The organism is Devosia yakushimensis (assembly GCF_030159855.1).
Lineage (GTDB): Bacteria > Pseudomonadota > Alphaproteobacteria > Rhizobiales > Devosiaceae > Devosia > Devosia yakushimensis.
The window spans coordinates 715157-735528 of the sequence record NZ_BSNG01000001.1 but is presented as its reverse complement, the minus strand read 5'-3'; the positions used below and the strand labels follow the sequence as shown (position 1 = coordinate 735528).

Sequence of the window (20372 nt, the reverse complement as noted above, 5' to 3'; positions counted from 1 at the left end):
CCATGTCCGCAACCGCTGCCAATGCCCAACAGGCCGACGCCGAACTCACCCGCCTGCTGGAAACCCTGATCCGCGCCCGCGCGGAAATCGGCCGCGTGGTCCTGGGCCAGCAGGATATCATCGAGGATCTGCTGATCGGCCTGATCGCGGGCGGCCATGTGTTGCTGCAAGGCCCGCCCGGCGTCGGCAAGACGCTGCTGGTCCGCACCCTGGCCACCGCCACCGGGCTTTCCTTCGCCCGCGTGCAGTTCACGCCCGATCTGATGCCGGCCGACATTACCGGCTCCATGGTCCTGGTGCCCGATACGGATGGCCGCAACCACCTCGAATTCCAACGCGGCCCCATATTCACCCAGCTCCTGCTGGCCGACGAAATCAACCGCGCCACCCCCCGCACCCAATCGGCCCTGCTCGAAGCCATGCAGGAGCGCACCGTCAGCGCTGCGGGCACCAGCATGCCCCTGCCCGAGCCCTTCTTCGTCCTCGCCACGCAGAACCCGCTCGAAATGGACGGAACCTATATCCTGCCCGAAGCCCAGATCGACCGCTTCCTGCTCCAGCTCGACGTGCCCCTGCCCACTTCCGAAACCCTCTCGGCCATTCTCGACAGCACCACCGGCACCGATGAAGCCGTAGCCGAACAATGCCTCTCCGACCAGGATATCATCGCCATCCAGGCGCTGGTGCGCAGCGTGCCCATTGCCGAACATGTCCGCCGCGCCATTGCCGATTTCGCCATCGCCACCCAGCCCGCAGGCGCCAACGCCATTGACGATGTCCGCCGCTATCTGCGCTTCGGCCTCAGCCCGCGCGGCGCCCAGGCCCTGGTGCTGGCGTCCAAGGCCCATGCTTTGCTCAATGGCCGCTTCAATGTCAGCTTCGAGGATGTCAAAGCCATGCTGCTGGCCACCACGCGCCACCGCATCCACCTCAATTTCGAGGGCAATGCCGATGGCGTCTCGCTCGAAGCCCTGCTGCAGCGCCTATTCGACACCAGCATAAAAGGCGTGCTGTGAGGCCCTCTCCCGCCCTTCTCGAGCAGCTTTCGACAGCGCGCCTGCTGATGACGCGTGCTGCGCCCTCGGCCGGCATTGGCGAACGCCGCTCGCTCAGCAAGGGCGCCGGCATCGAATTTGCCGAGCACCGCCCCTATCGCCAGGGCGACGATGTCCGCCATCTCGATCCGCGCGTACTGGCGCGCCTGGGCGAATCCTATGTCCGGCAATATTTCGTCGACCGGCAATTGCCGGTCTATATCCTGCTCGATGGCAGCAAATCCATGCTGGCCGGTAGCCCGCAGAAATACGCCACCGCCACGCAAATCGCCCAGCTCATGGGCTTTGTCGGCCTGGCCGCGGGCGATCGCGTCCGCATTGGCTTTTCCGGCGCTTCCGGCTTCAAATGGTCCCAGCCCATGCAGGGCCCCGCCCGCGCCGAACAGCTTTTTGCCTGGTTCAATGACCTCGCCCCCGGCGGCAGGGCCGATTTCGGCGGGGCCATCGAGCGTGCCGCCCGCGACATGGGCAAGGCGGCCTATGTCGTGGTGCTCAGCGACTGGTGGGACGAAACAATTGCCCACGCCCTCGACCGCCTCGAGGGCAATGGCCACGAGGTCATCGGCGTACAGGTTGCCGCCCCCGAGGAGATCGCTCCCAATGCGCTCGGCACTGGCAGCGTGATGATGATTGACGACGAAACCGGCGATGAACTCGAAACCACGCTCGACGAAACCGTGCTGGCCGATTATCGCAATGCTCTGGCCGCGTTCCAGGCGCAATTGCGCCAGCGCCTGGTCAGTCGCGGCGGCCGCTTCTTCGCGCTCTCCTCCACCGCCGACATAACCAGGTTTTTTCTGCGCGATCTGCGCGCCGCAGGGGTTCTGCTGTGACTGATATCGAGACCCTTCATTCCCCCACCGACGCCATCGTCGTCACCGATCTCGTCAAGCGCTATGGCCGCATGCTGGCGCTCGATAGCGTCAGCCTCACCGTGCCAAACAATACCATGTTCGCCCTGCTCGGCCCCAATGGCGCCGGCAAGACCACGCTGATCCATATCCTGTGCACCATCCTCCAGCCCGATGGCGGCCAGGCCTGGCTCGCTGGCACCAATGTTCAGAAGCAGCCCCTCAAGGCCCGCCAGAATATCGGCGTCGTGTTTCAGGAACCCAGCCTCGACGACCGCCTCACCGCCTACGAAAATCTCGATTTCCACGGCCGCGTCTACAATGTCAAAAGCGCCGACCGCAAACGCGGTATCGACGAATTGCTGGCATTGGTCGAGCTGGAAGATTGGCGCCATGCCGTGGTCCGCACCTTCTCCTCCGGCATGAAGCGGCGGCTCGAAATCGCCCGCGCCCTGCTCCATTCCCCGCGCATTCTATTTCTCGATGAACCCACCGTCGGCCTCGACGCCCAATCGCGCGCCGGAATCTGGGCCTATCTCGATACATTGCGCAAACAGCGTGACCTCACCATCGTCGTCACCACCCATTACATCGAAGAAGTCGAGAACTGCGACAAGGTCTCGATCATCGACCATGGCAAGATCATCGCCGATGGCTCGCCCCTCCACCTCAAGAGCCAGCACGGCAAGGAAACCGCCCGCGTCATCCCGCGCGATGCCGAAACCGCCGCCGCGCTGACCGCCCGCTACGGCGCCTTGCAAACCGCCAAGGATGGGAGCCTCATCATCGACGCCAGCGCCCCCGGCTTTGCCGACGCCTTTCTAGCCGAATTCGGCAGCCGCATCCGCCAGGTCGCCTTCGACAAGCCCAGCCTCGAAAGCGTCTTCCTCACCCTCACCGGCCGCGAATTGCGCGACCGCACTGCCGACGAACACGAAAAGCGCGGCGCTGCCGCCCGCAGGGGTCGCCGCTCATGAAAATCGCCATCTATCGCCTGCTCTTCCTCGCCGCGCTCATTGCCCTCTGGTGGCTCGCCTCCACCATGGTCGCGCGCAATCTCGTGCCCTCCCCGCTCGCCACGCTGGAAGCCGCGCAACGCCTCATCGCCGAAGGCCGGCTGGGCACGGCCCTGTTCGATAGCCTCTCGATCTATCTGGGCGGCTACGGCGTCGCCATTCTCGTCGGCATCCCGCTCGGCCTGCTCATGGGCACCATCCGCCCACTCGGCAAGACGCTCGAAATCTTCGTCTATGCCCTCTCGGCCACGCCCCGCGTCGCCTTCATTCCGCTGATCATCGTCTTTCTCGGCCTCGGCCCCCAAGCCAAAATTCTCATCATTTTCCTGGGCGCCGTCATGCCCATCCTGATCAACACCTATGCCGGCGCGCTGAATTCCGATCAGGAACTGGTCGAAATGGCCCGCTCGGTCGGCGCCACGCGCCGGCGCATCTTTACCCAGATCGTGCTGCCCGGCGCCGTGCCCTTCATCATTGTCGGGCTGCGCGTCGGCGCCACGATCGGGCTGATCAACACCGTCGTCGCCGAACTCTACACCGCCGTCAAAGGCCTGGGCGGATTGCTCGCCATCTATGGCAACACCTTCCGCATGGCCGAATATTTCGTCATCGTCCTGACCCTGGCCTTTGTCGGGGTCATCGTCACCGAAGCCCTCCGCTTTCTCGAGGTTCGGCTGGGACGCTGGCGCCGAAGTGAAGTAATCGTCTGATCAAGAACACTTTTCGATTCAGGAGCGTCCCATGACATTCAAATTGCTCAGTGGCCTCGCCGCTGCCTTCCTGCTCTCCACTCTGGCCACCCAGGCCGAACCCTTCCGCCTCATCGTCACCGATCTTGAAACGCCCCTCGTGCCCAATTCCGTCATGGATCTGGCCCTGCAGGAGGGCTATTTCGAGCGCGAAGGCGTCGAGGTCGAGCTGGTCCGCGTGCAGCAGACCCCATCGGCCCTGGCCGCCATCCAGGCCGGCGAAGGCGAAATGGCCAATATCGGCACCGATGCCCTGCTATTGCTGGTCGCCGGCGGCGCCACCGATCTGCGCGCCGTGGTTTCGCCCAACAAATCCCTGCCCTTCCTGATCGCCGCCAAGGATTCCATTGCCACCCCCGCCGATCTGGCCGGCAAGAGCTTCGGCATCGGCCGTCCGGGCAGCCTCGACCAATCCCTCAGCACCCGCGTGCTGCAAGCCGCCGACGTCGATACCTCCACCCTCGACTTCGTCGCCCTCGGCCAGCCCAATGTGCGCGCCCAGGCGCTGCTCGCCGGCCAGGTCGACGCCACCACGGTTTCCATCGGCACCTGGAGCGCCATGCCCGACACCACGGGCCTCCATGTCCTGATCGACCAGGACGCCTATTACGCAGCCGCTCCCGTGGTCAGCAAGGTGAACATCGTCACCCAGAAAGTGCTCGACGAGCGCCCCGAAGACGTCAAGAAGGTCATCACCGCCCTGGTCAAGGCCTCCCGCGCCTTCGCCGCCGATCCCGCCGTCTGGGTCGCCGCCATGCACAAGGCCCGCCCTGACATCGACGTAGCAACGCTTGAAACGCTGGGCGCCAGCTTCGCCAAAAGCTGGAGCGTCAATGGCGGCCTCAACAAGGACGAGCTCAACTACACCGTCACCTCGCTCTACGAGGGCGAGGATTTCGCCAATGTGCGCAAGGTCGGCCTGGCCGAATGGGCCGATTTCTCCATTCTCGACGCGGTCCTTGCCGATCTCGGCCCCGAAACCACCATGGACAATGTAACCCGATGATCGACGACGTCCCGCAGCAGACCGTGTCAGCCGATAGCGTGGCCACCGCGCCGCGCATCACGCTGCGGGGCGTCTCCAAGACCTTCGGCAACCAGAAGGAGGGCGGCGGCACGCTCGCCCTCAACAATGTCGACCTGACAGTCCGCGATGGCGCCTTCGTCTCCCTGCTCGGCCCTTCCGGCTGCGGCAAGACCACGATTTTGCGCATGGTCAACGGCCTCATCGCGCCCGATACCGGCTCGGTCACCGTTTCCGGGCGCACGCCCGCGCCGGGCCCCGAAATGGGCTTCGTTTTCCAGTCCTTCCGCCTCATTCCCTGGTCGAGTGTGCGCGGCAATGTCGAATTCGCCCTGGTCGAGACAATCCCCGATCGGTCCGAGCGCCGCGCCCGCGCCGAGCGCTATATCGAGCTGGTGGGCCTGCAGCGCTTCGCCGATGCCTATCCCAGCGAGCTCTCCGGCGGCATGAAGCAGCGCGTTGCCCTCGCCCGTGCCCTCGCGTCCGAGCCCGATATCCTGTTGCTCGACGAACCCTTTGCCAGCATCGACGCCCAGACCCGCGAGCTGATGCAGATCGAGCTCATGCGCCTCTGGACCGTGCGCAAATCGGTGGCCCTCTTCGTCACCCACAGCGTCGACGAAGCCATTCTGCTGTCCGACCAGATCGTCCTCATGGGACCCCGGCCCGGCCGGGTGCTGGAAGTCATCGATGTGGGGCTCGAACGCCCCCGCTGGACCTATGACGTACGGGCCGAACCCCGTTTTATCGAGCTGCGCAGCTATTTATGGGACCGGATCAGGACGCTCGTCCTGACCGACCCGCAATCCGATTTTTATGGCCGCGACCTGGGAGCAAATATCTGAAGCAAGGCGCGAAAAGGTGGGAACCGGCTTTTCGCAAATAGCCTTGCGGCAACAGGGAATCTAGAGCCGGCGATTTGACCTTCTCAAATCGCATAAGGCTCTAGGCGCGGGACTTTAGGAGGAAGCCTTGGGACTGCTGGGAGGAATTTACGCGATCTGGTTGCGCGAGGTGAAGCGCGCGCTGCGCGATCGTGGCCAATTGATCGGCGGCGTCAGCCGGCCCCTGATGTGGGTGCTCATCATGGGCATCGGGCTCAATCCCTATTTCCGTGGCGAGGTGTTCGGCGAAGTCCGTTTCGCCATTCCCTATACCTATATCCAGTTCATTTTCCCGGCCATCGTCGTCCTCAACATCATGTACACGTCCGTGCAATCGGCCGTGTCGGTGATCTGGGATCGCGAATTCGGCTTCCTGCGCGAAGTGCTGGTGTCTCCACTCCCCCGCTGGGCGGCCCTGCTCGGCAAAATCCTGGGCGGCACCACCATTGCCGTGTTCCACGGGTGCCTGGTGCTGGTGCTCGCCCGTTTTGCCGACGTCAATTTCACCTTCGAGCAATTGGCGCGCGGCCTGGTGCTGATGTTCCTCCTCGCCTTCGGCCTCACCGCCTTCGGCGTCGTCATTGCCAACCGCATCCGCAGCTTTGAGGGTTTCGGCGTCTTCTCCAACGCCGTCATCCTGCCGCTCTATTTCACTTCCAGCTCGGTCTTCCCGCTCGACCCCGCCCTCACCCGCGCCCAGACCCTGGTGGTCTACCCGCAATGGTTGGTCACCCTCGTCGAGTGGAACCCCATCACCTACGCGGTCGATGCCCTGCGCGGCAATTTCATCCGCTTCAACCAGTTCGACCCCAATGTGGGCCCGCTGCTGCTGCTCGCCATGGCCATAGGCTTTTTCGCCTGGGCCCTCTACGACTTCCAGAAGGCGTGAGGCCATGACCGGTGCCCGTGAGCAAAAAGGCAAAAAGCCGCGCCCCCGCTGGGTCGGCGATATCGGTACGCTCATCGTCATCTTCGGCCTGCTCGGGGCGGTCTATCTGCTGCCCTCCGACAGCGCCCTGTCCGAGCTGGAACGCTCCGGCCGCCTCAGCGTCTGCATGCCCGATCTCTACCCGCCGCTGGTGACCAAAGATCCCGAACGCCCCGGCTTCGACCGGGAATTGCTGGCCGCCGTGGCGCAGCAACTGGGCGTCACCCTCGCAGTCGTGCCCAATAGCTCGATGGCCAATGATTTCAACCCGCGCAGCTGGCGGGTCACGCGAGCGCAATGCCAATTGCTGGCCGGCGGCATCGCACTGACCCGCCCGGTCCTCTCCTATCTCGACGCCACCGAGCCCTATCTCTCGACCGGCTGGGCCGCCGTCTCGCCCACGCCGCTCGACAGCCTCGAAGGCAAAAAAGTGGGCTTCTATGCGGGCCTCACCGGCCTCGACCGCGTCGCCCTCAGCCGCTACCTGCGCGCCGCCGGCATCCGCCCCCGCATCGTCGCCTCGGCTGCAGACCTATCGGCCGGCCTGCTCTCGGGCGAGTTCGACGCCGGGGTAACCGAAGCCCTCACCGCCCGCCAGATTGCGGGTGAGCAGGACTGGCCGGTCGCTTGGGTGGATGGCAATGGCGAGCGCTACCCGATCGGCATTGGCCTGTGGAAGGGCGATCTGACCCTCAAGCGGCGGATAGCCTCGGCGCTGCAGGCGCTTGAGGCCGATGGGACGATTGCACGGCTCAAGGAGAAGTATGACATTGCCGATATCAAGGGTGTGCTGGGTGGTGGTCCGGAGTCGGCACCAGTACTGAACTAGCTCGTCAGCGCCCTTACCAACGGCCGCAGCACACCCCCAACCACCGCACCCCGATCGATCGCCGCCAGCACCACCAGCGCAATGGCGATGATGGTGACCCGCGGCTCGACCAATGCCCATAGCCGTGGCGCCACAGCCGCCAGAATATGCCCGCCCGTAAACGGCGGCAGCGGCACGAGGTTAATCACCGCAAACACCACACTCATCTCGGCCAAAATCTGCAACCACGCCGTGATCTGGTTGGACGCTGCCGCCGGCGCCAGCGCAATCGCCACTGGCTTGAGTTGCAGCAACAACACTCCCACCGCCACGACCACGGCCAGGCTCGCCACCACGCAGATCACCAGCCCCAACCGCCCCTGTCGCAGTTCGGCGGCATCGATCCGCATCGGCCTGATCCAGCCACAAAGGCTCGCGACCGCTGCCAGCAGTCCGAACAAATCGAGATGCGTGAATGGATTACCCGTCAGCCGCCCATCATAGCGCGGCCCCTTGTCGCCCAGCAGCCCGGCAATCCCGGCCAGCGCAAAACCATGCTGGCCCGTGACCACCAGCATGGCCAGAACCCGCATGATGATCTGCTGCAGCGACAGATCAAAGCTCATTGCGGCACGCTCGTTGGCCCCAGGTGATAGCGATCGACCATTTCGGCCAGCGTGCCATCGCTGATCAATTCACCGATGGCTTCGCCGAGAATGCCGTTGAGATAAGTATTGTTCGAGCGCGTCACGATGCCGATATCGGTGCGCCGGTCGGGGAATGCCAGCGGCAGCAGATGATACCCGGCCGCCTCCGGATCGCCCGCCGTGGCAAAATACAGCGCCGGCTCCCAGATCACCGCCGCTCCCACGCGGCCATCGTTCAGCCGGTCCAGCACTTTTTGATTGTCATAGAACGGCTGGCGCACCCATCTCTTGTCCGCTGGCAATGCCCGTAGATAGCTGAGGAGGCGGTTGTCCGACAACGAAAGGCTCCGGCTGCCAATGGCCTGGTCGAGCGGCAGGTCGGCCAGCGATTTCAGCTCCGCATTGCGCGTCACCAGCACATTGCCGGTGGACAGATAGGGCCGCGTCAGCAGCACCCAGTCCGGCGCATTGCGCGACAGCACATAGCCCAGCATGGCGTCGCAATTTTCCGCCAGCAGCACGAAAATCTGCTCGGGAATATAGGGCAAGCGATAGTCCAGTGGATGGGTGCGGACCTGCGGATTGTTGATGGGGTAAAGCTCGACATCCACCAGCAATACCGAGCCGATCGTCTCGGCCAGTTCCTTTTCGAATGCCCCCGCCATGCCATCGGGATTGTAGCAGAAGGTAATGCTATTGCCGTTCTGGCGCAGCTGGTCGGTGTAGAGATCGCGCGGCACGATATCGAATGTGCGCTGTGCCTGCGCCGCTCCGGTGCATAGCAGCGCCAGCACTGCCCCCAGCAATAGCGCCAGATACCGCTTCATCGACAATCCCCTCTTCAAACGGATAGGCCCGGCAGAGCGACACTCTGCCGGGCCCAATTCATGCCGGGTCCGCCTTACTTGGTTTCGGGCAGGGCAAACACGTAGAGCGTGTTGCTGCCGGAAACCGCGTCATCCGTCGCACCCGAAGCGGTGATCAGGTTGGTCGCAAAGCCCGGGCCGCCGGCCGGGATGGCAATGAACTGCCGGCCGTTGGCTTCATAGGTGATCGGATGGCCGGAGGCGCGCGACGCCAGGGTCGTGCTCCACACCAGTTCGCCCGTTTCCTGATCGATAGCCTTGAGCTTGCGATCGGCCCCGCCGGTGAAGATCAGCCCGCCAGCCGTCGCCACGATGGGCGAATATTGCGGCATCTGCTGGGTATAGCTCCACACCGTCTTGCCAGTGACCACGTCGATGGCATCGATACGGCCTGCATCGGTCACGCCTTCCGGCATCTTGTAGGCCATTTCGGTGTTGTAGACGTCCAGGCCCGTCGGCTCCTGGTCCAGCGCGGTCAGATCGCCGCACATATTGGTCAGCGGCACGAACATGACCTTGCTGTCCGGGTTGAACGCCGTCGGCGACCAGTCGCGGCCACCCAGGAAGGTCGGGCACATATGCACCGCAACATCGGGCACCAGCGGCATCGCCGCTTCGTTGACCGTGACCAGGCCCGTATCGTCCACCGACGAAATCAGGTTCTGTTCGACCGTCGAACGGGCATAGATGAAGTCACCCGTTTCGGCGTCGAACTGCCACAGGATACCGGTCTTGCAGGGCACGCCGGTCAGCACGCGCTTGGTGCCGCTGGCATTCTGGCCGATGGCGAGCAGGCCATCCATGTCGGCACTCGGCCCGACATCGATATCCACCGGCACCATTTCATAGGTGCATTCCTGGTCCCAGTTGTCGCGCGGCAGAACCTGGTGACGCCAGACGATTTCGCCGGTCTTGGGCTTCACGGCAAAGCGCGTGTTGGTGCCGAACATGGTGCCGCCCTCGGTCCCGCGCTGGGTTTCCGAAGCCGGGCCTGCGCCGGTCGAGCCGTAATAGACGAGGTCGAGCGTGGGGTCGTAGGTCATCTGGCCCCAGGCGCCGGTCATCCAGCGCTGGTCGAATTCGGAATTGCCCCAGGTATCGTCGCCTTCTTCACCCTTGTTGGGGATGAAGCTGTTGCGCCAGAGCTCTTCGCCCGTGGCCGCGTCATGCCCGGTGACATAGCAGCCGAATTCGGAATATTGGCAGGTCGAGCCAGCCACCACCACGCCATTGGCCACGATCGGGCCGGTCGTGTTGGAAACCAGGTCCGTGCCGCCGCCGCGATCGGTTTCCCAGGCCACCTGGCCGGTCTTGGCGTCGAGCGCGACAATGAAATTGTCCCAGGTCGCCATATAGATCTTGTCTTCATAAAGCGCGATGCCGCGCTTGGCCTCGCCCAGCGTGTTGAGCAATGCCTTGTCCGGCAGCGTGCGGCGATATTCCCAGATCAGCTGCCCCGTAGCCGCATCGATGGCCTGCACCACATCGCCCGGATTGCCGGTGAACAGCACGCCCTGATATTCGATCGGCGCCGCTTCCATATTGCCCGGCTCCATGGCGCGGGCCCAAACCAGCGTCAGCTGGCCGACATTGTCCTTGGTAATTTGATCGAGCGGGCTATAGCGGTAGTTCTCGATCGTGCGCCCGTAAGAGGGCCAATCGCCCGGTTCCGGATTGGCCAGAACCTCGTCGGTCACTGGCGCCAGAGCACTGATATCCACCTGGCCATAGGCGTGACTTGCTAGCCCCAGCACCGCCACGGATGCCAGGAGAACAGAAATTTTCGACTTCATGATCTCTTCCCTAAATTGAAGCTTGTATTCGCCCGGGGTTCAGTCCCCGGCGTTATTATGACCCATCAATATGCATCCGCTTGTCCCCCAGCCCCCCTCAGGGCTTTTTGACGATGAAAATATTGCCCAATTGGTCTTCGTTATAGACCATCTCGCTCGCGCCAGGATCGGCGCCGTGCATTTCCAGCACATAGGCGACGATATTGACGTAGTCCTGCTCATTGCCGATCGTGCCGGCCTTGCCGGGCGGCATCTGGGTGTGGGCGAAAGTGTAGAAATCCAGCACCGAGCTATCGACCCAGTTCTTGTTGAAGAATGCGCCCGTGATCGCCGGGCCTCCAGGGCCCCCGCGTCCGGTCGCGCCATGGCAGGTCTGGCAATTGGTAGTGTAAAGGGCTTTACCAGCCTCAGCCTGCGCCGCCGTGAACACGCCATCCCAGATGGTGCGCTCGCTGGTGTCGACATCGCCGCTGGCGACAGGTTCGGCAGGCGCTGCTGCCGCGGCAGCAGCCGCTTCGGCTTCGGCCTTTTTGGCAGCGGCCTCGGCCTTCTGTTCCGGCGTCATGGAGTGCTGAGCATAGGCAGGCAGGGCAATAGCCGACAGCGCCAGGGCGGCGGCAAGATAGAATGAATTGGCTTTCAAGACTTTTCCTCATTAGGTGCGGCGCGAAGCAAAAGCTTCGTCTTGCGGGTTAGGCCCCGCATTTTTGTTGCCATCTTTGAAGCACCGTAGACCCGTGCGGCACTCTGCCGCAAGAGGGTAAAGTCATCACAGCATTGAATTTTCTCCACACCACCTTCTAGGCAATTAGTCGCATATGCCGCTCAGGCCGCACCTGTCCAGCGCTCGCCTTCGGGCCAACTACCATACGAGAATCAAGGTGTTGGCGGGAATCCACCTACGGACCGCCCCAGATCTCGACGGCGCCGTGACCCCGAATGCGCAATGCGCTATTTGTTCGCTTACCGAACAAGGGAAAACGGCATGCGCGAAGGCGACATCATCAACGGTCTGGTCAAGGGACTCGCTGTCATCGAATGTTTCGACGAAGAACATGCCAGCCAATCGATCACCGATGTCGCCAATCGCACCGGCCTTGAACGCGCCACCGCGCGCCGGTGCCTGCTGACCCTCACCAGCCTGGGCTATGCCAGCTATGATGGCAAATTCTTCCGCCTGACGCCGCGCGTGCTCAATCTGGGCCATTCCTATCTGGCGGCCACCCCCCTGCCCCGCCTCATCCAGCCTTTCCTCGAAGAACTCACCGCCGCCACCGGCGAAAGCACCTCCGCCGCCATGCTGGAAGGCACCGACATCCTCTACATCGCCCGCGCCTCGATCCGCCGCGTCATGTCGATCAATCTGGCCCCCGGCGCGCGCCTGCCCGCCTATTGCACCTCCATGGGCCGGGTGCTGCTGAGCGCCTTGTCGCCGGCCAAGGCCAAGTCCGTGCTCGATCAGTCCGAGCTGATCGCCTATACCGCCAAGACCAAGGCCGATCTTGCCACCATCACCACCGAACTTGCGGTCGTTGCGGCGCAGGGTTTCGCCGTGATCGACGAGGAACTCGAACTGGGCCTCTGCTCCATCGCCGTGCCGATCTTCAATGCCCAGGGCCATACGGTTGCCGCCCTCAATATCGGCGCCCAGACAGCCCGCGCCTCCACCTCCCACATGATCGCCAATTTCCTGCCGCTCATGCGCAAGGTGCAGGCGGAGGTGCGACCGTTGTTGCGGTAGGCTGTGCGGCCGCCCCCTCGGCAATCCACAGCCCCCAAAACGGTACTCAGACTGTCACAAATCCCCCCTAGGATGGTTTTCGCTGGCGCTATCCATCGCCTGACGGACTCACTCACCTTCCGTCACAAAACACCGTCACACAACCCCCTCCTGACGGTGATTGAATCTGTGAACTTCATATTTTTCAGATACTTGCACTGTCATAAACCAGTCATTGAACCGCAATAAAACTGTTGCACGCCCCTCATATGGTCGGCGGCGTCAGAGGGCGGCGTCGGCAAATGCCGGATCGGCCAGCCAGGTTTTGAAATCGACTTCGTAAAAGGGAAATCCCCATGAAAACCGCACTTTACGCCAGTGCTGCAGTCATCGCGCTTGCCGCGTTTGGCACCACCGCCGCCTTCGCCCAGTCGCGCGACACCATCCAGATCGCCGGCTCGTCCACCGTTCTGCCCTTCGCCTCGATCGTGGCCGAGGAATTCGGCGCGGCTTTCCCCGAATTCAAGACCCCTGTGGTTGGCTCGGGCGGCACCGGCGGCGGTCTCAAGCAGTTCTGTGAAGGCGTTGGTGACAACACCATCGACATCGCCAATGCCAGCCGCGAGATCAAGGACAGCGAGCGCGAAGCTTGCACCGCCGCTGGCGTGACCGACATCCGTGAAATCCAGTTCGGCTATGACGGCATCGTCTTCGCCTCGGCCGCTTCGGGCCCCGATTTCGCTCTCACCCCCGTCCAGGTCTACAAGGCCATCGCTGCCAAGGTGCCGGTTGACGGCGCTCTGGTCGACAATCCCTACACCAAGTGGTCGGAAATCGACGCTTCGCTCCCCGATCAGCCGATCGCCCTGGCCATCCCGGGCACCAATCACGGCACCCGTGAAGTGTTCCAGCTCGAAGTCGTCGACGCTGGCGCCGAAGAAGCTGGTCTTCCCGAAGGCCTGACCGAAGAAGAACACACCGCAGCCCTCACCACGTTCCGTCAGGACGTGGTTGTGGAAATCTCGGGCGACTACACCGAGACCCTGGCTCGCCTGACGTCCAACCCCAACACTGTTGGCGTGTTCGGCCTCAGCTTCTACGATCAGAACAAGGACACCCTGAAGGTCGCGACCGTTAACGGCATCACCCCTTCGAACGAAACCGTCGCCGCTGGCGAATACCCGGTTTCCCGCCCGCTGTTCTTCTACGTCAAGGGCCAGCACATCGGCACCATCCCCGGCATCGAAGAATACGTGCAGTTCTTCCTCTCCGAATCGGCTGCTGGCGGCTCGCTTGAAGCTGCTGGCCTGATCCCCCAGCCGGAAGAAAAGACCGCTGAAGTGCTTGCCGCTTTCGAAGCCGGCGCACAATAAGCCAATCCGGACCGCGCCCTCGGGCGCGGTCCTTCTCCTTTTCCACCTGGGGCGCTTAGCGAATGAATTCCCTGATCATTGCCGGCCTGCTGCTGGTTCTGCTTGGTCTGGCCTATCAGTCAGGCTGGTCGCGCGGCCGCGGTCTTGCCACCGCGAACGGCGTCAAAGTTCACTCCCGCCCGCAATATCACGGCTCCTACGTCGCCATCTGGACGCTGGTGCCCGCCCTCGTCATCATCGGCCTCTGGGGCTGGCTGGGCGATGGCATCACCCACAATTTCATCGTTTCGCAGATCCCCACCGAGACCGTGCAGTCGCTCGATCAGGTCGGCCTCAATGCCACCATCGCGCGCATCAAGGCCCTGGCCTCCGGCTATGGCGTGGCTGGCGAGATCCTGCCCTATGAGCAAACTGCCGGCGATGCCCTGCGCTCGTTCCAGTTCATCACCTTCCTCGTCGTCATTGCCGCCGCTGCGATAGCCGGCGCCGCGGCGCTGTTCTATGCCCGCAGCCGCGTCACCGCCCGCCACCGTGCCCGCAATGCGGTCGAACGCGTCATCAACCTGGCGCTGCTCGCCTGCTCGGCCGTCGCCATCCTGACCACGGTGGGCATCGTCGCCTCGCTGGTGACGGAGGCCGCGCGCTTCTTCACCTTCATCAACCCGCTCGATTTCTTCTTCGGCACGGTCTGGAACCCCAACAATGCCGGAACCGCCGGCAATTGGGGCAGCTATGGCCTGCTGCCGCTGCTGGTCGGCACGCTGATGATCACCTTCATCGCCATGCTGGTGGCCGTGCCCGTGGGCCTGATGGCAGCGATCTATCTCAGCCAATATGCCCCCCGCCAGCTGCGCGCCATCGCCAAGCCGATCATCGAAATCCTGGCGGGCATCCCCACCATCGTCTTCGGCTTCTTCGCCCTGGTCACCGTTGGCCCCTTCCTGCGCGACATCGGCAATTTCATCGGCCTGTCCATCAGTGCCACCAGCGCGCTGACCGCGGGCGTCGTCATGGGCATCATGATCATCCCCTTCGTGTCCTCGCTCTCCGACGACATTCTCAATCAGGTGCCGCGCAGCCTGCGTGACGGCGCCTATGGCCTGGGTGCCACGCAGTCCGAAACCATCCGCAATGTGCTGCTGCCCGCCGCCCTTCCCGGCATTGTCGGCGCCTTCCTGCTGGCCGTCAGCCGCGCCGTGGGCGAAACCATGATCGTGGTGCTTGCCGCCGGCAATAGCCCCGTCCTGCGCGGCAATCCCTTCGAGCCGGTGGCCACCATCACCGTTTCCATCGTCAACCAGCTCACCGGCGATACCGACTTCGCCGGTCCCCAGTCGCTGGTCGGCTTTGCCCTGGGCCTGACGCTCTTCGTCATCACCCTCTGCCTCAATATCTTCGCACTGTTCATCGTCCGTCGCTTCCGGGAGCAATACGAATAATCATGGCCGACACGCTCTCCACCACCGCCCCGGCGTCCAACGACCGCACCCGCCTGATCCGCGCCAGCCTGTCCCGGCGCCACCTCAGCGAGTCGATTTTCCGCGGACTTGGCCTTGCCGCCATCATTGTGGCTCTCGGCTTCGTCGCCCTGCTCTTCGTCGATATCGTGCGCAAGGGCATCCCCGCGTTCACGCAGTCCAATCTGCACCTGTCGGTCACCTTCGACCCCGAAATTATCAGCGTGGACCCCGCTCCGGTTCGGGCGGCGGGTCAATCCGAGGCCGATTTCCAGGCAGCCAATCTCAAATGGCAGCGTGATGTTGCCATGCTGAACTGGAACAAGGTCATCGAAGCATCGCTGCGCGCCGCCGCGCCGGCCGGCTACGAGATCGATACCCGCCAGATCCTGACCATTGCCGAAACCGATGCCCGCCATCGCGTCCGCGAGCTTTTCGTCAAAGACCCCACCCTGCTCGGCAAAACCGTCCAGGTCGACGTGCTGGCTTCCGCCAATGCCGATAACTGGATCAAGGGCAATATCAATCGCGACCTGGGCGATGCCCAGCAGCAGCTTTCGGCCCCGGCCCGCGGCCTGATCGATCAATATGAGACCAATGGCACCATCACCTCCGGCTTTGCCTGGTCGATCTTCACCAATGTCGATAGCCGCGCCGCGCCTGCCAGTGCCGGTCTGCTCGGCGCCTTTGTCGGCACGCTGTGGATGATGCTGGTCGTTATCCTGCTTGCCGTGCCGATCGGGGTGGCCAGCGCCATCTACCTCGAAGAATTCGCGCCCAAATCGCGCCTCACCGATCTCATCGAAGTCAATATCAACAATCTCGCCGCCGTGCCCTCCATCGTCTTCGGTCTGCTCGGCGCTGCGGTATTCATCAACTACATGCACCTGCCCATCTCCGCCCCCATCGTCGGCGGTCTGGTGCTGACCCTGATGACCCTGCCCACCATCATCATCGCCACCCGCGGTGCGCTTCTCGGCGTCTCCCCCGCCCTGCGCCAGGCGGCGCTCGGCATGGGTGCCAGCAAGACGCAGATGGTGTTCCATCACGTGCTGCCGGTCACCTTCCCCTCGATCCTGACCGCCACCATCCTGGGCGTTGCCCATGCGCTGGGCGAAACGGCTCCCCTGCTGCTGATCGGCATGAAGGCCTTCGTCGCCGCCGTGCCCGCCACCCCGCTCGACCAGGCCACCGCTCTGCCGGTCCAGATCTATCTCTGGCAGGGCAATGAAAACCGCAATTTCTTCGAACCCCGCACCGCCGCCGCGATCATGGTGCTTCTCGTCGTCATGATCATGCTCAACGGCGTCGCGATTTATCTCCGCTCGAAGCTCGAAAAGCGCGCATAGTGAGAAGGAACAGCTCCAAATGGACATGCTCGCCGGCAAGGTTAAAATGACCCACCAGACTGTGAACTCCACCATGAATCCCACAGACGCACTCGAACGCCCGATCCGCCTGCACGCCAAGGACGTCACCGTCCATTACGGCGCCAAGCAGGCCCTGCACGGCATCTCGATCGACATTCCCGACCGTGCTGTCACCTCCTTCATCGGCCCCTCGGGCTGCGGCAAGTCGACCTTCCTGCGCTGCATCAACCGCATGAACGACACCATCGAAGGTGCCAAGGTCGGCGGCCTGATCGAGCTGGATGGCGAGAACATCTACGATCCCAGCCTCGACGTCGTGGAACTGCGCGCCCGCATCGGCATGGTGTTTCAGAAGCCCAACCCCTTCCCCAAGTCGATCTATGACAACGTCGCCTATGGCCCCAAGATTCACGGCCTGGCCCGCTCCAAGACCGACCTTGACGAGATCGTGGTATCTTCCCTGCGCAAGGCGGGCCTGTTCGAGGAAGTCAAGGACCGCCTCAACGAACCCGGCACCGGCCTGTCCGGTGGCCAGCAGCAGCGCCTCTGCATTGCCCGCGCCATCGCCGTCAGCCCCGAAGTGATCCTGATGGACGAGCCCTGCTCGGCCCTCGACCCCATCGCCACCGCCATCATCGAGGAACTGATCGATGAGCTGCGCGAGAACTACACCATCGTCATCGTGACGCACTCCATGCAGCAGGCCGCCCGCGTCAGCCAGCGCACGGCCTTCTTCCACCTGGGCAATCTGATCGAGGAAGGCGTCACCGAAGACATCTTCACCAATCCGGTCAACAAGCAGACCCAGGACTACATCATGGGCCGCATCGGCTGATCGAACCCCGGACCAAGAGAGACAACGACATGCCCACTTCCGGCCCCGAACATATCGTCTCGTCCTACAATGACGAGCTCGTCGCCCTGGCCCAGTCGATCGCCGAAATGGGCGGTCAGGTCGAGGTCGCCATCGAGAACGGCACCAAGGCGCTGCTGCGCCTGGACCGTGAGCTGGCCGATCTCACCATCATCGCCGATCAGCGCATCGACGACATGCAGCGCCGGATCGACGACATGGCCGTCTCCATGATCGCCCGCCGCCAGCCCATGGCGTCCGACCTGCGCTCGATCATCACCGCCATCCATGTCGCTTCCGATCTCGAACGTGTCGGCGACATGGCCAAGCAGCTGGCCCGCCGCTCGCTCAAGCTCGAAGGCCTCAACCTGCAGCCGACCTTCTATAACGGCGTCAAGAACATGACCAATCTGGTCCTCCGCCAGATCAAGGATGCTCTCGACTCCTATTCGAGCCGCGACTCCGCCGGCGCCATCGAAGTGTGCAATCGCGACGACGAGGTGGACGCCATGTACACCTCCCTGTTCCGCGAATTGCTCACCTACATGATGGAAGATCCGCGCAACATCACGCCCTGCACTCACCTGTTGTTCTGTGCCAAGAACCTCGAGCGCATCGGCGACCACGCCACCAATATCGCAGAACGCGCCTATTACCTGCAGACTGGCAAGCAGCTCACATCCGAAGTGGTGGAGCTGCATCGTACCCAGCTCAAGGCCTAGCCCATGCCGGCAACTATTCTCGTCGTCGAGGACGAAGGCGATATCGCCATCCTCCTGCGCTACAATCTCGAAGCCGAAGGTTTCCGCGTCGTCACCGCGGAAACCGGGGATGAGGCCCAGAGCCAGATCCACGAAAAGCTGCCCGACCTCATCCTGCTCGATTGGATGCTGCCGGAGATTTCGGGTATCGAACTCTGCCGGCGCCTGCGTGCTCGCGAGGAAACCGCCCGCGTGCCGATCATCATGCTCACCGCCCGTGGCGAAGAGGAAGAGCGCGTTCGCGGTCTTTCGACCGGCGCCGACGACTATATCGTCAAGCCCTTCTCCGTGCCTGAGCTGATCGCCCGCATTCATGCCCTGCTGCGCCGCGCCAATCCCAATCTGGTAACGGCCGCCCTCAAGGTCGGCGATCTCGAGCTCGACCGCACCACCCACCGCGTCCGCCGCGCCAATCGCGACGTCCATCTCGGCCCCACCGAATACCGCCTGCTCGAATATCTCATGCGCCATCCCGGCCGAGTCTATTCGCGCGAGCAATTGCTCGATGGCGTCTGGGGCAACGATGTCTATGTCGATGAGCGCACCGTCGACGTGCATATCGGCCGTCTCCGCCGCGCCATCAATCGCGGCCGCGAATCCGACCCTATCCGCACCGTCCGCGGCGCCGGCTACGCCTTCGACGAACGCTTCGCCCAAGTCGCCTGACCCCCAAAAGCATCCTCACTACGAAATCCCCGCGAAAGCGGGGATTTTCGTTTGTGCGCATAGAAACGGCAGGCCACAGCGCACCCCCACCGGCCAGTCCCTCCCCCTATCAGGGGGAGGCTAGGAGGGGGTACTCCAATGGCCACGTAGGAACAGAAATCCCAGCAACTCGATGTCACCCTCCCCTTGATGGGGAGGGCCAGGGAGGGGTGAGGGAAGCCACAAAGGCTCGATGGTAACCACTACCCCACAAAAGGGCCCATGCTACCATCCCCCCACCGCCCTCCCTCGAGTCGCCTGTAATGTCCTCCACATCCCGGCTCAACCCGCTGCACCTGCTGATCGCCTTCGGCACCGGCGGCCTGCTCACGTTGATGGTCTTTTTCAACGGCGAACTGGGCCGCTACGGCAATGCCCTCTTCTCCTCCTGGGCAGCGCATGGCACCGGTACCGTCGCCGCTCTCGTCTTCCTCGCCCTGCTCTACCGCCACCGTCCGGCTGCCGCTTCCGAACCAAAACCTCGCGCGCCACTCTGGGCCTATCTCGGGGGCATATCGGGCGCCGCCACGGTCATGCTGACTTCCACCACGGTAAACTCCCCGCTTGCCTTGGCCGGAACGCTGGCTCTGGGTCTGGCCGGCCAGGTCGTTTTCAGCCTCGCTGCCGACCGCTGGGGCCTGTTCGGCCTGCCCAAACGCCGCCTCGAATGGCGCGATCTCGCTGCCGTGCTCCTGATCCTGGCCGGCAGTGCCCTGATCATCCTTGTCGGCATGGGAGGACGCCCGTGATCGTCCCCATCCTCTATGCCGTGCTGGCCGGGCTTCTGGTCGGCCTCAGCCGCCAGCTCAATGGGCGCCTAGCCCTTTCAAGCTCCCCATTGATCGCCTCGTTCTGGAACCACCTTGTGGGCTTCGTCGCGCTTACCGCGCTGGGCCTCGCCATTGGCGGCCTGATCCCGGCCGGAGCGGCCGACGCCCCCTGGCACGCCTATATCGGCGGCCCCATCGGCGTCATCTTCGTCGCCTCCGGCAGCTGGCTCATTCCCCGTATCGGCGCAGTCAACACCGCTCTTCTGGTCATCGGCGGCCAGATGGTTTCCGGCGTCCTGCTCGACCTCGCCCGCGGTGCCCCCTCGACCCTTTGGGCCAGCGCGCTAGGAGTAGTGCTCATCCTGGGCGGCATGGCGCTGACACAGCGGCGGCGGTAGCCCCAATCTATCCCTCTTATCCCCGCCACCAAAACCTCCCGCATACTGCCTCCATCTTCCGGGATACGGGCGGCGCTGCAGCGACGAGCGTCCGGAGGCCAGCCGGGGGAGTGGGGGTCGCGCTCTGCTCCGGGTCGAGCGGACAAGGCAATCGGGCGGGCGCTACGGCAAACGCTGGGGTCTGCGATCGCGCCGTCCGATAAAGTCCCGGCACCCCGAGGCGGCATGCGTCTCATACTAATCACTTTCGAGGCAAATGCCGCCTCGGGGTCCGTCCGTCTATTCGATAACCGCACCAGGCGGCGCTTCCGCACGCAAAAAAAGGACCCCGCAAAAGCGGAGCC

Annotated in this window: 21 protein-coding genes; 17 read left to right on the top strand and 4 right to left on the bottom strand. The window is 63.4% G+C overall.

Going from position 1 to position 20372, the window contains the following annotated elements; translation table 11 throughout:
* Positions 1-2: 2 nt before the first annotated feature.
* The 8 genes from QQL79_RS03505 to QQL79_RS03470 all read left to right on the top strand — a co-directional run bounded on the left by QQL79_RS03505 (position 3) and on the right by QQL79_RS03470 (position 7336).
* The gene (locus tag QQL79_RS03505) at positions 3-1016 is read left to right on the top strand and encodes an AAA family ATPase (RefSeq protein ID WP_284387956.1); all 1014 of its coding nucleotides are present in this window, start codon (positions 3-5) and stop codon (positions 1014-1016) included.
* A 47-nt stretch (positions 1017-1063) separates the two neighbouring features.
* The gene (locus tag QQL79_RS03500) at positions 1064-1888 is read left to right on the top strand and encodes a DUF58 domain-containing protein (RefSeq protein ID WP_284387955.1); all 825 of its coding nucleotides are present in this window, start codon (positions 1064-1066) and stop codon (positions 1886-1888) included.
* Entirely contained in the window at positions 1885-2883 is a 999-nt protein-coding gene (locus QQL79_RS03495) for an ATP-binding cassette domain-containing protein (protein WP_284387953.1), read from the top strand. The genes QQL79_RS03500 and QQL79_RS03495 overlap by 4 nt, the downstream gene beginning before the upstream one ends.
* The gene (locus QQL79_RS03490; RefSeq protein ID WP_284387951.1) at positions 2880-3632 is read left to right on the top strand and encodes an ABC transporter permease; all 753 of its coding nucleotides are present in this window, start codon (positions 2880-2882) and stop codon (positions 3630-3632) included. The genes QQL79_RS03495 and QQL79_RS03490 overlap by 4 nt, the downstream gene beginning before the upstream one ends.
* A gap of 31 nt (positions 3633-3663) precedes the next feature.
* Positions 3664-4677 carry an ABC transporter substrate-binding protein gene (locus tag QQL79_RS03485; protein WP_284387949.1) on the top strand — a complete coding sequence of 338 codons (1014 nt, stop codon included), beginning with the start codon at positions 3664-3666 and terminating at the stop codon, positions 4675-4677.
* On the top strand, positions 4674-5540 hold the full coding sequence (locus tag QQL79_RS03480) for an ABC transporter ATP-binding protein (RefSeq protein WP_284387947.1): 867 nt from the start codon (positions 4674-4676) through the stop codon (positions 5538-5540). The genes QQL79_RS03485 and QQL79_RS03480 overlap by 4 nt, the downstream gene beginning before the upstream one ends.
* Positions 5541-5667: 127 nt before the next feature.
* Positions 5668-6468, top strand: coding sequence for an ABC transporter permease (locus tag QQL79_RS03475; protein ID WP_284387945.1), 801 nt, complete (start codon positions 5668-5670; stop codon positions 6466-6468).
* Between the two features lie 4 nt (positions 6469-6472).
* Positions 6473-7336, top strand: a complete 864-nt coding sequence (locus QQL79_RS03470; protein WP_284387943.1) for a substrate-binding periplasmic protein — start codon at positions 6473-6475, stop codon at positions 7334-7336.
* Here QQL79_RS03470 and QQL79_RS03465 read toward each other — a convergent pair.
* The 4 genes from QQL79_RS03465 to QQL79_RS03450 form a co-directional block, all read right to left on the bottom strand.
* Positions 7333-7941, bottom strand: coding sequence for a site-2 protease family protein (locus QQL79_RS03465; RefSeq protein WP_284387941.1), 609 nt, complete (start codon positions 7939-7941; stop codon positions 7333-7335). The two genes, QQL79_RS03470 and QQL79_RS03465, sit on opposite strands and share 4 nt — an antisense overlap.
* Entirely contained in the window at positions 7938-8789 is an 852-nt protein-coding gene (locus QQL79_RS03460) for a substrate-binding periplasmic protein (RefSeq protein WP_284387939.1), read from the bottom strand. Before QQL79_RS03460 ends, QQL79_RS03465 begins: the two co-directional genes overlap by 4 nt.
* A 74-nt stretch (positions 8790-8863) precedes the next feature.
* Positions 8864-10621, bottom strand: coding sequence for a pyrroloquinoline quinone-dependent dehydrogenase (locus QQL79_RS03455; RefSeq protein WP_284387937.1), 1758 nt, complete (start codon positions 10619-10621; stop codon positions 8864-8866).
* 97 nt (positions 10622-10718) lie between these two features.
* Positions 10719-11264 (bottom strand): c-type cytochrome, encoded by a 546-nt coding sequence (locus QQL79_RS03450; protein WP_284387936.1) that lies wholly within the window; start codon positions 11262-11264, stop codon positions 10719-10721.
* Between the two features lie 342 nt (positions 11265-11606).
* Between QQL79_RS03450 and QQL79_RS03445 the strand changes: the two genes are divergently transcribed.
* The 9 genes from QQL79_RS03445 to QQL79_RS03405 all read left to right on the top strand — a co-directional run bounded on the left by QQL79_RS03445 (position 11607) and on the right by QQL79_RS03405 (position 20028).
* The gene (locus QQL79_RS03445) at positions 11607-12362 is read left to right on the top strand and encodes an IclR family transcriptional regulator domain-containing protein (protein ID WP_284387934.1); all 756 of its coding nucleotides are present in this window, start codon (positions 11607-11609) and stop codon (positions 12360-12362) included.
* 335 nt (positions 12363-12697) lie between these two features.
* Complete coding sequence (locus tag QQL79_RS03440; protein WP_284387932.1) at positions 12698-13714, top strand: substrate-binding domain-containing protein; 1017 nt, start codon at positions 12698-12700, stop codon at positions 13712-13714.
* Between the two features lie 62 nt (positions 13715-13776).
* Complete coding sequence (pstC, locus tag QQL79_RS03435) at positions 13777-15153, top strand: phosphate ABC transporter permease subunit PstC (protein WP_284387930.1); 1377 nt, start codon at positions 13777-13779, stop codon at positions 15151-15153.
* 2 nt (positions 15154-15155) lie between these two features.
* A complete protein-coding gene (pstA, locus tag QQL79_RS03430; RefSeq protein WP_284387928.1) occupies positions 15156-16520 on the top strand; it encodes a phosphate ABC transporter permease PstA in 1365 nt (454 codons plus the stop codon).
* Between the two features lie 73 nt (positions 16521-16593).
* Positions 16594-17376 carry a phosphate ABC transporter ATP-binding protein PstB gene (gene pstB, locus QQL79_RS03425; protein ID WP_284392807.1) on the top strand — a complete coding sequence of 261 codons (783 nt, stop codon included), beginning with the start codon at positions 16594-16596 and terminating at the stop codon, positions 17374-17376.
* 29 nt (positions 17377-17405) lie between these two features.
* On the top strand, positions 17406-18116 hold the full coding sequence (gene phoU / locus QQL79_RS03420; protein WP_284387926.1) for a phosphate signaling complex protein PhoU: 711 nt from the start codon (positions 17406-17408) through the stop codon (positions 18114-18116).
* Between the two features lie 3 nt (positions 18117-18119).
* Positions 18120-18821 carry a phosphate regulon transcriptional regulator PhoB gene (gene phoB, locus QQL79_RS03415; RefSeq protein ID WP_284387924.1) on the top strand — a complete coding sequence of 234 codons (702 nt, stop codon included), beginning with the start codon at positions 18120-18122 and terminating at the stop codon, positions 18819-18821.
* A 302-nt stretch (positions 18822-19123) separates the two neighbouring features.
* Positions 19124-19609: a DMT family transporter gene (locus QQL79_RS03410; RefSeq protein WP_284387922.1), complete on the top strand. Its 486-nt coding sequence runs from the start codon at positions 19124-19126 to the stop codon at positions 19607-19609.
* Positions 19606-20028: a DMT family transporter gene (locus QQL79_RS03405; RefSeq protein ID WP_284387920.1), complete on the top strand. Its 423-nt coding sequence runs from the start codon at positions 19606-19608 to the stop codon at positions 20026-20028. Before QQL79_RS03410 ends, QQL79_RS03405 begins: the two co-directional genes overlap by 4 nt.
* Positions 20029-20372 lie beyond the last annotated feature (344 nt).

What these genes read in the sequence shown, in the direction of transcription:
- QQL79_RS03505 (WP_284387956.1), top strand. Translation starts at nt 3, where the DNA reads ATGTCCGCAACCGCTGCCAATGCCCAACAGGCCGACGCCGAACTCACC.
- QQL79_RS03500 (WP_284387955.1), top strand. Translation starts at nt 1,064, where the DNA reads ATGACGCGTGCTGCGCCCTCGGCCGGCATTGGCGAACGCCGCTCGCTC.
- QQL79_RS03490 (WP_284387951.1), top strand. Translation starts at nt 2,880, where the DNA reads ATGAAAATCGCCATCTATCGCCTGCTCTTCCTCGCCGCGCTCATTGCC.
- QQL79_RS03485 (WP_284387949.1), top strand. Translation starts at nt 3,664, where the DNA reads ATGACATTCAAATTGCTCAGTGGCCTCGCCGCTGCCTTCCTGCTCTCC.
- QQL79_RS03480 (WP_284387947.1), top strand. Translation starts at nt 4,674, where the DNA reads ATGATCGACGACGTCCCGCAGCAGACCGTGTCAGCCGATAGCGTGGCC.
- QQL79_RS03470 (WP_284387943.1), top strand. Translation starts at nt 6,473, where the DNA reads ATGACCGGTGCCCGTGAGCAAAAAGGCAAAAAGCCGCGCCCCCGCTGG.
- QQL79_RS03465 (WP_284387941.1), bottom strand. Translation starts at nt 7,941, where the DNA reads ATGAGCTTTGATCTGTCGCTGCAGCAGATCATCATGCGGGTTCTGGCC.
- QQL79_RS03460 (WP_284387939.1), bottom strand. Translation starts at nt 8,789, where the DNA reads ATGAAGCGGTATCTGGCGCTATTGCTGGGGGCAGTGCTGGCGCTGCTA.
- QQL79_RS03455 (WP_284387937.1), bottom strand. Translation starts at nt 10,621, where the DNA reads ATGAAGTCGAAAATTTCTGTTCTCCTGGCATCCGTGGCGGTGCTGGGG.
- QQL79_RS03445 (WP_284387934.1), top strand. Translation starts at nt 11,607, where the DNA reads ATGCGCGAAGGCGACATCATCAACGGTCTGGTCAAGGGACTCGCTGTC.
- QQL79_RS03440 (WP_284387932.1), top strand. Translation starts at nt 12,698, where the DNA reads ATGAAAACCGCACTTTACGCCAGTGCTGCAGTCATCGCGCTTGCCGCG.
- pstC (WP_284387930.1), top strand. Translation starts at nt 13,777, where the DNA reads ATGAATTCCCTGATCATTGCCGGCCTGCTGCTGGTTCTGCTTGGTCTG.
- pstA (WP_284387928.1), top strand. Translation starts at nt 15,156, where the DNA reads ATGGCCGACACGCTCTCCACCACCGCCCCGGCGTCCAACGACCGCACC.
- pstB (WP_284392807.1), top strand. Translation starts at nt 16,594, where the DNA reads ATGAATCCCACAGACGCACTCGAACGCCCGATCCGCCTGCACGCCAAG.
- phoU (WP_284387926.1), top strand. Translation starts at nt 17,406, where the DNA reads ATGCCCACTTCCGGCCCCGAACATATCGTCTCGTCCTACAATGACGAG.
- phoB (WP_284387924.1), top strand. Translation starts at nt 18,120, where the DNA reads ATGCCGGCAACTATTCTCGTCGTCGAGGACGAAGGCGATATCGCCATC.
- QQL79_RS03410 (WP_284387922.1), top strand. Translation starts at nt 19,124, where the DNA reads ATGTCCTCCACATCCCGGCTCAACCCGCTGCACCTGCTGATCGCCTTC.